The 13,695-nt window shown below is 60.5% G+C and carries 12 protein-coding genes; 2 read left to right on the top strand and 10 right to left on the bottom strand.

Features of this window, described 5'->3' with window-relative positions; all coding sequences use genetic code 11:
- Window positions 1-250 precede the first annotated feature (250 nt).
- The 8 genes from A4R35_RS07600 to rpiA all read right to left on the bottom strand — a co-directional run bounded on the left by A4R35_RS07600 (window position 251) and on the right by rpiA (window position 7,832).
- On the bottom strand, window positions 251-724 hold the full coding sequence (locus A4R35_RS07600; protein ID WP_112428075.1) for a CoxG family protein: 474 nt from the start codon (window positions 722-724) through the stop codon (window positions 251-253).
- Entirely contained in the window at window positions 721-1,644 is a 924-nt protein-coding gene (locus A4R35_RS07595) for an NAD(P)/FAD-dependent oxidoreductase (protein ID WP_189361494.1), read from the bottom strand. The genes A4R35_RS07600 and A4R35_RS07595 overlap by 4 nt, the downstream gene beginning before the upstream one ends.
- 78 nt (window positions 1,645-1,722) lie before the next feature.
- Window positions 1,723-3,177, bottom strand: a complete 1,455-nt coding sequence (locus A4R35_RS07590) for an NAD(P)/FAD-dependent oxidoreductase (RefSeq protein WP_112434072.1) — start codon at window positions 3,175-3,177, stop codon at window positions 1,723-1,725.
- Window positions 3,178-3,599: 422 nt separating this feature from the next.
- On the bottom strand, window positions 3,600-4,439 hold the full coding sequence (locus A4R35_RS07585) for an energy-coupling factor transporter transmembrane component T family protein (protein ID WP_189361492.1): 840 nt from the start codon (window positions 4,437-4,439) through the stop codon (window positions 3,600-3,602).
- Window positions 4,440-4,461: 22 nt separating this feature from the next.
- The gene (locus A4R35_RS07580) at window positions 4,462-5,346 is read right to left on the bottom strand and encodes an ATP-binding cassette domain-containing protein (RefSeq protein WP_112428069.1); all 885 of its coding nucleotides are present in this window, start codon (window positions 5,344-5,346) and stop codon (window positions 4,462-4,464) included.
- Entirely contained in the window at window positions 5,331-6,170 is an 840-nt protein-coding gene (locus A4R35_RS07575; RefSeq protein WP_112428067.1) for an ATP-binding cassette domain-containing protein, read from the bottom strand. The genes A4R35_RS07580 and A4R35_RS07575 overlap by 16 nt, the downstream gene beginning before the upstream one ends.
- A gap of 20 nt (window positions 6,171-6,190) precedes the next feature.
- The gene (locus A4R35_RS07570; protein WP_112428065.1) at window positions 6,191-6,811 is read right to left on the bottom strand and encodes an ECF transporter S component; all 621 of its coding nucleotides are present in this window, start codon (window positions 6,809-6,811) and stop codon (window positions 6,191-6,193) included.
- A 262-nt stretch (window positions 6,812-7,073) separates the two neighbouring features.
- Window positions 7,074-7,832 carry a ribose-5-phosphate isomerase RpiA gene (gene rpiA, locus A4R35_RS07565; RefSeq protein ID WP_112428063.1) on the bottom strand — a complete coding sequence of 253 codons (759 nt, stop codon included), beginning with the start codon at window positions 7,830-7,832 and terminating at the stop codon, window positions 7,074-7,076.
- Between the two features lie 626 nt (window positions 7,833-8,458).
- Between rpiA and A4R35_RS07560 the strand changes: the two genes are divergently transcribed.
- Complete coding sequence (locus A4R35_RS07560; RefSeq protein ID WP_189361490.1) at window positions 8,459-10,495, top strand: response regulator; 2,037 nt, start codon at window positions 8,459-8,461, stop codon at window positions 10,493-10,495.
- Between the two features lie 72 nt (window positions 10,496-10,567).
- Window positions 10,568-10,696 (top strand): hypothetical protein, encoded by a 129-nt coding sequence (locus tag A4R35_RS24965; protein WP_262982320.1) that lies wholly within the window; start codon window positions 10,568-10,570, stop codon window positions 10,694-10,696.
- 146 nt (window positions 10,697-10,842) lie between these two features.
- Here the strand turns inward: A4R35_RS24965 and A4R35_RS07555 are convergent, their stop codons facing one another.
- Complete coding sequence (locus A4R35_RS07555; RefSeq protein WP_112428059.1) at window positions 10,843-11,865, bottom strand: PspA/IM30 family protein; 1,023 nt, start codon at window positions 11,863-11,865, stop codon at window positions 10,843-10,845.
- Window positions 11,866-12,114: 249 nt separating this feature from the next.
- Window positions 12,115-13,677 (bottom strand): flotillin family protein, encoded by a 1,563-nt coding sequence (locus A4R35_RS07550; RefSeq protein WP_112428057.1) that lies wholly within the window; start codon window positions 13,675-13,677, stop codon window positions 12,115-12,117.
- Window positions 13,678-13,695 lie beyond the last annotated feature (18 nt).

Genomic DNA, 13,695 nt, shown 5'->3' with positions numbered 1-13,695 from the left:
AGGGCGGACAGATGCGCATCCTGGATGGGGCGCTGGCTGAGAGGCAAGACCCGTACCAGCCCGGTGGGCGCCACACTCGCTCGCTCGCTCGCTAGTCGGGCTGGTAGCAATCCTCAGCTCAGGGCCTCATGGGCGCGCTCCCCTGCGCAGCAGACCGTGTGATAGCTTCATCCTGTTGAGGAATGAAGGAGTGGTAGACCTGGGCCAACCCGGCCTGGTGGCGGGCAGACCAGGCGAGCAAGAGCCGACTCTAGCGTTGACCAGGTTCCTGGGCCTGGGCTGAGAAGAGCTGAGCAACATTGGCGGCGAACTGTGACGCCAGCCGATTCGCCGTTGCCCGGATGATGGCCTCGCCCAGGCTTGCCAGGCGTCCCAGCATCGAAAGCTCGATCGTGTAACGTACCTCCGTTCCTCCCGTCATAGAGATGGGGATCAGGTCAACCACCAGGTGGGCGCGGAAAGCCCCAGCCATTGCCAGCGGCTCGCCGACCATCTCGGCGACCAGATGGTCCGGCTCACGCGCCTCCAGCAAAGTACCGTGGGCGCGGGCGCGGATGGTCATGAATTGAATCTTGACCGCCAGCAGCGCCTCATAGTGTGTGTCATCCACACGTTGCGCCTGCTCGCAGCCTGGGACGACCCGACAGAGCTGGGTCGGGTCCATAAAGAGCTGCCAGACCTCTTCTCGGGGCGCGCTGACGTTGACCGCTCCGTTGAGCTTCATGATACACCTCCTGGCAGCAGGGCTGCCACCTCTTTCCCCATGCGCACGGAATCCTCATGGTCTAACCCCGGTCTGACCACCGTGCCGATGGCATAGATGCCCGCAATATTCGTGCGGTAGTGAGCATCGACGGCGATGGTGCCAGCAGCAGTCAATGCGACACCGCTGCCCTTCAGCCAGTGCGTGCCGGCCAGCAGGCCAGTGGCGTAGATCAAGGTATCGACCTCGACCTCCACCGACTGCTGATCACAGAGCAAACGCACGGCGGTGAGGCGAGGAAAGCCGCAGATCTCCTCTAAGGTCCCGCAGAGCCTGACCGAGCGACCATTGCCACTGGTGGGAGCTGCTGTGATCACCTCCAGGCCGGCCTCAGCCAGACGCCTGGCCGTGGCCAGGGCGTAGCGCGAATCGCCGTAGACGAGGGCGCGCCGCCCGGGCAGGTACCCTTGAGCCAGCAGCTGCAGAGCCAGTACGGGTGTCATGACTCCCGCTGGGCGCGTCCCTGGAATAGCATCGTGCTCGCGGGGACGCTCCACTCCGCCGCAGGCGATTACCACCTGGCGAGCGCGCAGCTGCATCGTGCCCTGGCGCCGACGGACAACCAGCGTATGGGTCGGCTCTGCATCGTGGGCAGGCAGCAGTCCCACTGCCGTCGTTTGCAGGAGCAAGCTCACTCCCGGGGGAAGCTGGAAATCCCGCAACAGTTCCCACTCTGTTCCAAAGCCGTCGGCTGGCAACAGATAGCGCAGCAACCCGCCCACCTGCTCCTGATAATCAAGCACCACCGTGCGCCCGAGGGCCGCGCCTCCGCTATGCAGCAGGCTCAAGGCACTCAGGCCGGCTCCAACGATAGCCACATCATAATCTCCCTCATGCATGTTTTCCATCAGAAGCATGTCCTCTAAGGTATATACTGACATCTGCACCTTCCTCATCTGCTTCCTTTGCTCCTGCATTTACCCGCACTCCCAGCGATTGGTAGACCAGAGGGTGCTGACCTACTGTCCTCGCTTAGGCCGCTCACCGCTGTGGGCGGGGACGCTCCCAAGGTGCCTCAGACGCTCGACCAGCAAGCGCGAGCCGGGGGCATGCTTCTCCAGAGACAAAGGATCGCGTCCCAGCTCCTGCTGGAACAGTGCGATCAGACGAGGGAGGCAGAGATTGCCCTGGCACTCGCCCAACATTGCGCCCGTCCGTCGCTTCAGGCCATCCAGGGTCTGCGGAGGGAGGGTTGAGCGCAGAGCGGCCAGAATCTCGCCGCGAGTAATCGAACGGCAGAGGCAGACCACCTCGCCATCTTCATGGGTGGCTTCACTCAGCGGCTCCGGTAGCGCCTCGCGGTAGCTGGTACGCAGGCGCAGCCCCAACGTTTCCGCGACCAGCGTTCCAACGTAGTGCCCGATGGCCGGCGAAGCCGACAGACCAGTGGAGCGAATACCAGCCACATGAAGCAGACGCTCACTGACGGTTGAAGGGCGAATGATGTAGTCGCCGGTACTGCTCACGGCGCGCAGGCCGGCGAACTGACGCACGGTGGAGGCCGTAGTCATAGCTGGCACCAGCCTTCCCACACCCTCGCGGATGCGCTGCTGTCCCGCCGTGGTTGTCGCCAGGTCTCTCTTATCGCTGACGTCCTCTGCTGTTGGCCCAAGCAGGACGCCACCGAAAACGATCGGTGTCACCAAAATACCCTTGGAAACCTCGCTCGGCACGGGCAGAATGATCTGGGCAACGCCGTGGTCCTCCTCGGTGATCAGAAACTCACCTTTGCGTGGTGTGAGTTTGAAGGAATGATCACCTGCCAGGCGCGCGACCTCGTCAGCCCACAGTCCAGCAGCATTGACAACGAGAGCTGCCGAAAAGGTTTTGCCGTTTTCCGTGCGCACCCGAAGCCGCCGTCGTCCTACCTCTATAGCGTTCACGCGTTCGCCCAGAAAGAGCTGGGCCCCATTAAGGAGGGCGTGCTCGCAATAGGCGCGTGTCGTCCAAAAAGGATCGATGACCCCTTCACCTTCGACCAAGACACCGCCAACGATGCGCTCGTTGACGTAAGGGGCCGCCTCCAGAATCTCCGCCCGGCTCAACGGCTGCAACGTGATCCCGTTGGCTGCTGCTTTGGGCACAATTTCCCTGGCAATGGTAGCCTGTTCCTGCTCATTGAGGGCTACCATCAGCGCCCCCGTCTGCAGATAGGGAATGTGAAGGCGCGCGATGACCTCCGGCCACAGTTGACGCGCCTCGGCTAGCAAGCGCGCCTCCAGGGTGCCTGGCCTGGCATCGAAGCCAGTGTGCACAATAGCGCTATTGGCCTTACTGGTACCTTCGCAGACGTCAGGGTACTGCTCCAGCAAAGCAATGCTGGCATCGTAACGCGCAAGCTCGCGCAGAATCGCGCAGCCAACCACACCCCCACCGATCACAAGGATATCAACGTCAAGATCTATGCTGGTCATCTCCATATACCTGCCTGATTACCTTCCTCGCTGACGCAGTCCGCCCGGCCTCGCTGAGCACACGCCATCACAACGACAACCAGCGCAGGCCATAAGCCCTCTTTCTCCCCTTCCCCCCGGCTTTCATCCAGGTTGGTGTGATAGTTTATGATATAGTTTTACGGATTAGGCGATGGTTTGTCAACATTTTCTCTCGTCACATTGACACAAAGCCGTCAGGCTGAGGACAAACAAGGCCAAAGTCGGGGAGCAGGGCGCTGGCAGAAAGGTGTGGCTGAGAACGAGAGGTAGAGCAGATGAGACCGCTGGCTCAGGTCAGGCCAGGGAGCGATCGCGGCGAACAGGTTTAGAACATCCTCAAAGGAGGCCTGGCGTGGGGCAGCGGCGCTGGCGTACTGGCCACACAGCTCTGCCGGCGCCGCCTAGAAAGGGCTGACAAAATTGAGGGCCACCAACAGCCCGCAGAGCAGCAGGCAGCAGGCCAGCGCCAGACTATCGGCGCCGGTCCACTGCAAAGCATGCAGCTTACTGCGACGCCAGCCGCGGTAGCCGGCGCGATAGCAACGAGCCTCCATAGCCGTGCTTAACATCTCCACGCGCTGCAGCCCGCTCATAAAGAGCGGCACAATGATCCCACTCAGCGCCCGAATACGCTGCCAGGGGTTGCCGCGTCCGAAGCGCACCCCGCGCGTCGCCTGGGCGATGCTCAAGCGTTCCACCTCCGTAATGAGGAGGGGCACAAACTTCAGAGCAATCACAAAGACCATCACCAGCTCGTGAACCGGCAGCCCGAGGCGACGGAGGGGGCGCAGTAAAGCCTCCGCTCCATCGGCCAGATCGACCAGCGAAGTAGTCAGCATCAGGAGCGAAGTCAAATAGTACAGGAAAATCACTCGCAGATCGACCTGCGTACTGTGAATGAGGCCCTCCCAGGAGATCGTCAACACTCCCCAATGCCAGATCACGCTCGTCGCCTGCGTGCTCGACGTATAGAACAGGACCTGAAAGGCATAGAGTATCACCAGAAAGCTGATGAACATGCGCATACCCTGCAGCACATAGCGCAGAGGCAGGCGAGAGAGCCACTGAAGAAAAAGACAGAAAAATAGACAGAGGGCTAGCGCAGCAAACTGGCTAATATAGGTAAAAGCAGCGACAGCGAGAGCAAAACAGAGAATCTTGGCCCGCGGATCAAGGCGTGTTAGCCGTGAGCCGTTATCGACGTATTGACCGAAGGAGATATGGCGGGAGATCTCGATCATGGTAACCACCTGCTGGCGAGTATCAAGGAGAGGAGAGCTGAGTCTCCTGGCTGGCGGCATGAGGAAGAAAGCGCACCAGCTCCTCTTCAAGCTCATCGAGGGTCAGCACATCGCAACGAAGAGCGGGCCAGAGCGAGCGCAAGCCCAGAGCGATTTGCGTAATCTCGGGCAAGGTAATATCGAGCGCGAGCAGCTCCTCGGCGTGAGCCAGAACCGTACGAGGGCTACCGCTCAGGACCACACGTCCCTCATGGAGGACAATCACCTGATCGGCCAGCATAGCCACATCGGCCAGGCTGCTCGATGTGAGCACAATCGTCAGCCGGCGCTCCGTTTTCAAGCGCTGAAGCAGGGCCAGCAACTCCTGCCGGCCCTGGGGGTCGAGTCCCGCCGTTGGCTCATCGAAGAGGATGGCTTCGGGTTCCAGGGCCAGCACGCCAGCGATCGCCACACGACGCTTCTGTCCGCCGCTCAAGGAGGCGATATAGCGCGTACGGAACTCCTCGTAGGGGAGTCCCACCGCCTCCAGCGATTCCTGGACCAGGTGCCGCGACTGTGCCGGTGCCAGCTTTTTCCGACGAGGCCCGAAGGAGACATCCTTGCCAACCGTCTCCTCAAAGAGCTGGGCCTCGGGCGACTGAAAGACAATACCGACGCGCAAGCGTAGAGCCTCAAGGTCGAAGGGGGCCTGGTGGATATCCTGGCCGCGAAAGAGCACCGAGCCGCGGCTCGGTTGGAACAGGCCCAGGAGCGTCAGCAGCAGCGTCGACTTGCCGGCCTGTGTTGGTCCCACAATAGCGGTAATCTTGCCTTCGGGGATCGTCAGGCTGCAGCCCTTGAGGGCCTCGACCGCAAACGGTGTCCCGCGCATGCGGGTATAGTAGACATCCTTTACTTCAAAGAGCATAAAGCCGCCTTTAGATCATCCAGAGTCAGAATCACCTCCGGGAGCTGCGACCATCCCCTGGCGCGCAAACGTTGGCCGAGCTGCGTAATCAGCGGCAGGCCCAGACCGGCGCGCTCCAGCTCCTCCCGGTGGCGCAGGACGCTGGCTGGCGTCCCGTCCAGCAGCACGCGCCCCCGGTTCATGACAATCACACGATCAAAATCGGCAAGCTCGTACATGTGATGCGTAATATGGAGCACACTGATGCCTCGCTCCCGTGCCAGGCGACGCACCGTCTCAAGCAGCTGCTCGGCGGTGTGTCCAGGGATCATCGTCGTTGGCTCGTCCAGGATCAGGTAGCGGGGGCGCATAGCCAGGACACCGGCCACCGCCAGACGTTGCTTTTGGCCCTGAGAGAGATCGCTCACAGCGTGTCTGGCGTATGGCCGCAGATCAAGCAAATCCAGCATCTCTTCAACGCGCTCCTCAATTTCGAAGCGCGGCAGGCCCAGGTTTTCCGGTCCAAAGGCGATCTCATCGATCACCGTATTGGTGACCAGCTGGTCGTCGGGGTTCTGGAAAACCAGGCCCACGGACTGGCGGATCTGCCAGAGACTCTCGCCGCCGGCGTCCGTGCGCAGGCCATCGACGATCACGCTCCCCCGCTGTGGCAGCACGATAGCCGCCAGCAGGCGGGCCAGGGTACTTTTGCCCGAGCCATTGTGACCGATGAGGGCGATAGTTTCGCCCTCATCGATCCGCAGCGTAACCTCTTCCAGGGCTGGAGCTATGCCCTCTTCAGCCTCGCCACTATAGCGGAACGTAACGTTATTCACCTCGATCATAGCTCAGCGCGTCTGGCTCCTTAGTAAGGCAGGGTATCGCGTGGCCTGGTCTCGCGTGCGCGCGCCAGCCGGCCTCGCACCGCCTCGTAGGAGCGCACGATCAGAGTAATCACGATGGCTGCCGCGATCGCCTCTACCACAGCCTGGGGGATAATCAGCACGATGAAGCCCCAGGGCAAATAGCCGCGTAGGAAACCAAGGCCAAGCACAAAGACCGTATTGGTGGCCGAGCCGATAGCGCCCGCCAGGGCCGAGGCCGCAGTGCGATTCGTGCGCTGCAGGGCAGCAAAGGCCAGCCAGGATGTCAGGCCGATCAGAATGCGTGGCAGGAAAGCGATCAGTGGGTCCTTGAACAGAGGGCTGCCGGCTCGCAGGAAGCTGGTCAGGCCGAAAAAGAAACCCGTGATCATACCGACCAGCGGGCCTTCAAGGACGGAGCCAACGATGACCGGCAGATGCTCCGTCGTGGCGGCCCCCGCCGGCGTTGGCAGAGGAATATAGCCAACGAAAGGAATGTAGGCCATTAAGATGGTCAGACCGGCCAGCACACCGGCAGTGGCGATGCGTCTCGTCGAGAGCGACCAGGGAGATCCCTTCGGAGGTGTGAATTTGCCCTGCGGGCTAAACGTATCATTGCTCAACGCTGGCACTCCTTTGGTCCAGAAGCACTAGCTAGCTCGTTGCGGCTGCACATTGCCTCATCTGCCAGCGCTGGAGGATAGGAGAGCACCCAGGGAAGAGAGGGCCGAAGCCAGCACTGGCCAGGACGCAGCAATGAATCCATCCGCGATGCAAGAAGAAATAGCCAGACTACAAAAAAACCTCCTCTCCTCTTGCGAGAAAGAAGTCAAAGGAGGTTTTTAAATATCTTAAAAAGATTATAATGACAAAGCAAGTGAGCTGTCAAGGAACAGCAGGGCCTGTTGGGCTGCTGCTGTCGGCCTCGGAGCGGCGAGCCAGGTGGGTGATGCCTCCTGGACCGGCGATCAGGGCCTCGGTGGTCATATGCAGAAACAGACCCGTTTCGACCACGCCCACGATGCGCCGAAGCCGGTTCTCCAGCTCGCCCGGATCAGCGATACCATCGGGGAAGTAACAATCCAGTATAAGATTGCCATTGTCTGTATAGAAAGGCTGGCCATCGCGCTGACGCAAACGGGCCTCAGCTCCCAGGGCCTCAAGGCGACGTCTGACAGGAGTCAAAGCGAAGGGCACGGTTTCGATCGGCAGGGGAACATGGAGGCCAAGCAGAGGCACTTGCTTGGTGACATCGGCGATCACAACGAAGCGGCGCGAAGCTGAGGCTACCACCTTTTCGCGGAGCAAAGCTCCGCCGCCGCCCTTGATAAGATGGAGGTGAGGATCAATTTCGTCGGTACCATCGATATCGAGGTCCAGCTCGGGGTAATGATCAAGGTCTGTGAGGGGAATGCCCACTGCGCGCGCCACGGCTTCGGTCCGTTCTGAGGTAGGAACTGCCCCGGCGATCCGCAAGCCTTCCTGCTGGAGCCGGTGCCCCAGAGCGCGGATCATCCACTCGGCGGTAGAGCCGCTACCCAGGCCGATCACCATGCCTGGTTCGATCAGAGCAGCGGCAGCTTCGCCTACCGCCCGCTTCCAGGCTTCTTTTTCTTGCAGTTGTGCGCTTTCGCTTTCCTTCATGCTCTTTTGTCCTCGCTGGTTGCTCACATGGGTTGAGAGAGAGAAGCCAGAGGCAAGGAAATAGGAGCTTCTCTCTTCTTCTATAGCATATCCCAAAGGGTGGACCTCGTGCACACCCGTACCGGGGAGAGCCGTGCGTAGACCGCATCCCCTGATGCTCGCTCCGCTTGCCAGGAGCAAGCATTAGCCAGTCCAGCTGCCTGTGACCAGCTATGGCTAGAAAGGGGGAGAACGTCAACGGCTTCCTCTCTCTTCAAGGGAGGGCGAGAGTAACCTCTCTTGGGGAGAATCTTTTCAAAACTGGCCCCTTTCCAGTACTATGTACCTAAGAGCAGCAGCCGTAGCCATCTCTTTTCTGCCTGCTTTCCAGCCTACTACCAGTGAAGGGCAAGAGTCAACTGCTGCAGTGCTTGATTGAGGTGGAAAGGCTTGTCCGCTTGCCATCCCAGCACTAGCGTGGTATCATCGTGCCGTAGCGAGAGAAGGGAACGAGCGCTGTGTGGTAGGGAGGATCAGCCGCATGAGGTGCCGAAAGCAGGCGCAGCACGAGGATACCGAAAGTGAGCTGTGCGCCTGCTTCTCAAGAATGTGATCAGAGATAGTCAACCCTCACGAGGATGCTGAAAATGTCGGAGCAGTCGCGCGTTCTGGTAGTCACTGATGATGCAGAAGAGGGTCGGGCCATGCTCACGGCCCTGCGCGCTGATGGGTATCTGGTTCAGGGAGTAAGCGGAACTGCCGAGGCTCTTCGCGTGCTCTGGCGCGAGATGCATCATCTGGTGATTGCTGAGCTGAAGCTGGCCAGCGCCGATGATTTTGAACTGGTGCGCTGGTTGCGCCTCTACTATCCACACACTGCGGTGCTCTTATTGACTCCGCCCGAGGCAGGTGAGGAACGAACACAGGCCCTAGAGCGCGGTGTAGCCGCCCTCGTTGATAAGCCCCTCAATCTGGAGCGGCTGAGAATGGAGGTGCGGCGCCTGCTCACCCAGCCGGGCTTTTCTGCAAGCCTGGACTCGTTCGATCTGCTTGATGTCATTCAAATTGTAACGATGAGCCGCAAGAAGATCGCCCTTGTTGTCAGCACAGACCAGGGCGAGCGCGGCCTGTTACGCTTCCAGAATGGGGAGCTGGTGTGGGCTGAGTATGGGGTGCTGTGTGGTGAGGAGGCTTTTTTTGCGCTGGCTGCGCACCGCAATGGGACTGTCTCCTATCAGTCCTGGGAGGGCGAGATTGCTCCGAATGTGGCTCAACCGCTCTCACGTCTGATTCTGCAGGCGCTGCAGTATCGAGCAAAGCAGAGCGGTGAGCTAAGTAGTGCTGCTCTGCCGGTATTTGGATCACAGACGAATAACGAGAAACAGGAACAGAGGTCGCTATCGCTCGAAGAAATTGACGATACGCCCTTTGGCCTGCTGGGGGAGGAAGTGCAGGTCTCAGCGACTCGGGAGGAGATGGGGTCGAGCCGCAGCGGTCCCACCTGGGAAGGGGGAGGGGAGGACGGAGGTCGCGAGTGGTGGATGGCGACAGGCTATATGCCCAGGCTGGGTAGCAGTGAGCAGCGACGAGAGGCAGACCTTCCTCAAAGCAGTGAAAGCAGAGCACTACCGGTGACCGGTCATCTGGCTGCTACCTCCGCCTCGGCCTCTGGCGCCGGCGTCGGGAGCACTGGGAAGATGCCAACACCCAACCGCTTGCAACGCCTGCCCGCCTCTGATTCCCTAGAACTGCCTTCGTGGTTAACAGAGCAGCCGACGCACGCCGAACTACCGCCAGTCATCCCTTCCTCGCGGGCCCCTTTGACCACCGGGCAGTTACCGGTCTTACCGACCCAAAGACAGGGGGCGGCCTTTGGTGAAGGGCGCTCTCCCACGCCTGCTCCTCAAGGCCCTGGCAGCCCTGAGCAGCCCCTGCATCGTCCCCTCTCGACTGATACGGGCATTCGGCTGCGGCGTATTGGGGGCAGTGATGGTCAGCCTTCACTAGCCTACTCCAATCCAGCGAGCGCCATCCCCAGTAGCGGACCACTACAGAGCCTCATGTCGCTTGGGCGAGGGAGTGGGCCCCTTTCGCTCTCGCCTTCCTCTACTCCTGGCGCGCATCAGGAGAGTCCCGCTTTGCCCGAGACAGGTGCTCTGACTGGCCCGCGCCCGGCAGTGGGTCCTGCTGCATCAACCACAGGCAGTATACCGAGCGCTGGCTTTGGACCGCGCAGTGGACCCTTACCGTCTAGCTCGACTAGCCAGGCTGGTCCGGCCAGCGGCCAGAGCGGTCCCTTGCCGCGAGCGGTCCGACGGAACATTAGCGCCATTGTGGCGGCATTGCAGACGCTGGGCTATGCGATTCCTGGTTTTGTGGCCACGGCGGTCCTGAGCATGGAAGGTCAGCCGATTGCTCAGGTTTCGGTCGATGATCTTGACCTCTCGCCGGTGGGTGGCCACCTCAAAGCAACCATTCAGGGCGTTCTCCGCTCGCTGGAGCTAGGTGGCTGGGGTCCCTACGAAGATCTCGTGGTGACAAGCTCAAACCATCGTTTGCTCCTGCGGCTCATCGAAGGAGGAAGCGCCGCCTTTCATGTGCTGGTCACCACGCGCGAGGCCGATCTGAAAGAAAGCATGGAAGTGATGGCCAATGTTGAGGGAGCGATTGCCGCTGCGCTATAATCCAAAAGAACGAAGCCGTGCGTGTCACGATCATGTCTACTGGTAAGAGTCCGACTGGAGAGAAGTACAGCGATGAGTGAAAGCCAGGGCAAATCTCAGAAAACTGAAGAGCAGCGCCGGAGAGATCAATACTCCTTCATCATTGGCATGATCATCGGCATGGTCATCCTCATAGCCTTTACTCTGCTCTTTAGTCACTAGTCATTCGTTGGGCTGCTCTGGGCCGATGCGGACCGGGCAAGGCGGCGAAAGCAGCGCTCACACCGCGCCGGGCAGACTGGGCGCTCGTGCGGACCCGAGTAGCCCCACGTGGCCAGCGACGGCAGACTACCAGAGGCTGAGCGTTTTCATTCGGACGGGTCGTCCTGATGGTGATGGCCTGACTGTAGCGTCTCCAGCAGGAGAGGAAGATCAGTGAGCCTTGTCCTATCCAGGGCGTCGGTTGTGCGCGTCGGAGCTTTGTCAGTGGCTTTGCGCGAACCCAGACGTGTCCTCCCAGAGACAGAGGGGGCTTCCTTCTTTCCTTCCTCCTCATATTCACTCGCAAGGTCGCCAGTATGATTACGTGCCTTTAGCTCACGAAGCTCCTTTTCGATGGCTGCCAGGCCACTATTCTCGCGTAGCATCTGAGGCGGCTGCCGCGAGGAGAGGGAAGGCACAAGGGCCTCGGTGATCGGCGCCTGCTGAGGCTCCAGCGTTCCTTCTGGAGCGGGAGGATGAGAAGGTGATGCAGCCTGCTCCCGCGGGGCTTTTTCTGGCCGACGCCGGGGCTGCTCACCGGGAACCTGCTGCTGGCGCTGTTCTCGACGGCGGTCGATCTCCTGCTGAAGTCGTTGTCGCTCCTCGAGGAGGCGCTGCTGGAGCTGCTCCCGCTGGTGATCGAGGTCTCGCTGACGCCGTTGCTTTTCGTTGAGAACGTGCTGCTGGATACGCTCCTGGTGCTGTCTCATTTCTAGTAGATCGCTAGCAGCCTCCAATTCGCGCAATCGCGATTCGAGCTGCTGGAGGGCATCGCGCATAGTGCGAGCAAGTTGCTCCTGAGTTTGACGCTGTTGCTCATAGCGGAGAGCGAGGCGATTGACCTCATTGTACTGCAAGAGAGCAGAGCGAGCCACCTCTTCGTTCCCCTGCCGGAGGGCCTGCTCAGCCTTCTTGAGCCAAGCTGCGGCCTCCTCTTGTTTCTCGCGCGCCCGGCGCTGGAGCTGGTGTGCGGTGGCGATCGCTGTTGCCACCTGAGTTTTCACCTGCACCAGTTGATTGCGCATATCAAGCTGCAACTGGCGAAGAGACGACTGAGGATCAGGAGCTTTTTCAATGAAAGCATCGATATTGATACGCAGCAGCGTAAGGACACGTTCCAACAGGTTCATTGCACATCCCTTTCCAAAGAAGCGTAGCGGACCGACCGTCAGCGGTTGCAATAGAGCAGGCCAGGGAAAGCGTCGCAGGAAGTGCCCGAGGCGAGGCTTCTCTTCCCGACGCCTTCCCTCCTGCGAGGAGAGCGAGCACTACTGTTCTAGGAACAAGAACCAGAGAGCAACTCGCCAGCCTCGCTTAGCCTGAAGGAACAGACGTTGAAGCACACGAACATGGGTGGTGATGCGTCGAAAGCTCTCATTTCATGCCTGATGGTTACTGACTCCAGAGCGATCAACGCCGGCTTCCGCCTCACTGGCTCGCTCATCGCTGCTGGCAACCTGCTGATCAGTCTGACCTTTGAGCGTAGGAACGCGTGCCATCAGCTCATTGATATGTACACCGCTCAGCAGCTCAAAGAGAGCCGGAATCTGAGCCGCCATATTCATGATATCACCTGTGAGGCGGCTGGCGCCCACACCGTTAGCGCTGTTACCGGTTGAGACAATCGTCACCTTATCGACCTTGCTGAGCGGCTCAGCGATGGCGCGTACGATCTCCGGCATATTGGTCAGCAGCTTATCCAGCACAGCGGCTTGATTGTACTCGTGGTAAGCGGCGGCCTTTACCTTCATGGCCTCGGCCTCGGCTTCACCCTTAGCGCGAATGACCTCGGCTTCCGCCAGACCCTTGGCGCGGATGACCTCGGCCTCCGCCATCCCGCGGGCCCGTGCGGCTTCTGCCTCGCCCATCCCCCGCATGCGCGCCGCGTCAGCCTGACCTTGGGCTTCAAGGATCAGGCGCTGCCGCTCGGCCTCTGCCACTGTCTCGATACGGCGGCGCTCGGCCTCGGCTGCCTTCTGAACGGTCGCCTGTAACTCCAACTCGCGGCGCTGGATTTCGGCCTCCTGCACACGGATCTGCGCGTGCTTCTCGACCTCGGTGACCTTGATAGCCTCCTCGACGACCTGCTGCTGCATGATGTTCGCCTGAATATCGTAAGCCTTATCGGCAGCCGCCTGCTGCTTCTTGACCTCGGCATCGAAGGCTGCCTTCTTGAGCAGCAGATCGCGCTGGTACTCTGCCTGCTTGGCCTGAGACTCGGCCTCGGCCTTCGCGCGCTCCTGATCAGCAAGTGAGCGAGCAATAGCCGCTTCACGCGCCGCCTGCGCCTGCTGGATCTGCGTGTCGCGGGCGGCCAGGGCGGCGGCAATGTCAGCCTGCTTGCGGATCTCCGCGATCTGTGGGCGCCCCATATTGGCGATGTAGTCATTCTTGTCGCGCACGTCCTTGATGGTAAAGGAGATGACCTCCAGGCCCATCTTCTCCATGTCGGCGCTGACCGTCTTGAGCATCTTGGCGCTCACGCTCTCCGGGTCCTTGACCAGATCCTCGACCGTCAGCTGGCCCACAATGCCGCGTAGGTGTCCTTCCATCACCAGGCGGATCAGATTCTCGCGCTCCTGTTGGCTCTTGCTCAGGAACTGCTCCGCCGCCGTCTTAATGCTTTCCTTGTCGGAGCGTACCTTGATCTGGGTAACCGCCTCGACATTGACAGCCACGCCCTGGGACGTATATAGATCCTGAGCTGGTGCTACATCGAACGACATCAATTCAAGAGGAAACTCCTGAGCGCGGCTGATCAGCGGGAAGACGAACTTTGCGCCGCCGGTGACCACATCGGTGCCTCCGGCGCCGTAGATGATCAAAGCCCGGTTTGGCCCGACCTTGCGCAGCATGCTGGCCCAGAGGGCGATAGCGATGATGACCAGTACCACGAGTAGCAAGACGCCGCCGACAACCGGCCCGAGAACGCCTTCGAACATGACAGACACTCCTTACTT

Source organism: Thermogemmatispora tikiterensis (genome assembly GCF_003268475.1).
GTDB classification, from domain to species: Bacteria; Chloroflexota; Ktedonobacteria; order Ktedonobacterales; family Ktedonobacteraceae; genus Thermogemmatispora; species Thermogemmatispora tikiterensis.
This window is presented reverse-complemented; position numbering and strand designations above follow the sequence as displayed.

Excerpts from the sequence above, each read along its gene's own strand:
- A4R35_RS07600 (WP_112428075.1), bottom strand. The coding sequence starts at position 724 with ATGAAGCTCAACGGAGCGGTCAACGTCAGCGCGCCCCGAGAAGAGGTC.
- A4R35_RS07590 (WP_112434072.1), bottom strand. The coding sequence starts at position 3,177 with ATGACCAGCATAGATCTTGACGTTGATATCCTTGTGATCGGTGGGGGT.
- A4R35_RS07550 (WP_112428057.1), bottom strand. The coding sequence starts at position 13,677 with ATGTTCGAAGGCGTTCTCGGGCCGGTTGTCGGCGGCGTCTTGCTACTC.
- A4R35_RS24965 (WP_262982320.1), top strand. The coding sequence starts at position 10,568 with ATGAGTGAAAGCCAGGGCAAATCTCAGAAAACTGAAGAGCAGCGCCGG.
- rpiA (WP_112428063.1), bottom strand. The coding sequence starts at position 7,832 with ATGAAGGAAAGCGAAAGCGCACAACTGCAAGAAAAAGAAGCCTGGAAG.
- A4R35_RS07585 (WP_189361492.1), bottom strand. The coding sequence starts at position 4,439 with ATGATCGAGATCTCCCGCCATATCTCCTTCGGTCAATACGTCGATAAC.
- A4R35_RS07580 (WP_112428069.1), bottom strand. The coding sequence starts at position 5,346 with ATGCTCTTTGAAGTAAAGGATGTCTACTATACCCGCATGCGCGGGACA.
- A4R35_RS07595 (WP_189361494.1), bottom strand. The coding sequence starts at position 1,644 with ATGTCAGTATATACCTTAGAGGACATGCTTCTGATGGAAAACATGCAT.
- A4R35_RS07560 (WP_189361490.1), top strand. The coding sequence starts at position 8,459 with ATGTCGGAGCAGTCGCGCGTTCTGGTAGTCACTGATGATGCAGAAGAG.
- A4R35_RS07575 (WP_112428067.1), bottom strand. The coding sequence starts at position 6,170 with ATGATCGAGGTGAATAACGTTACGTTCCGCTATAGTGGCGAGGCTGAA.
- A4R35_RS07555 (WP_112428059.1), bottom strand. The coding sequence starts at position 11,865 with ATGAACCTGTTGGAACGTGTCCTTACGCTGCTGCGTATCAATATCGAT.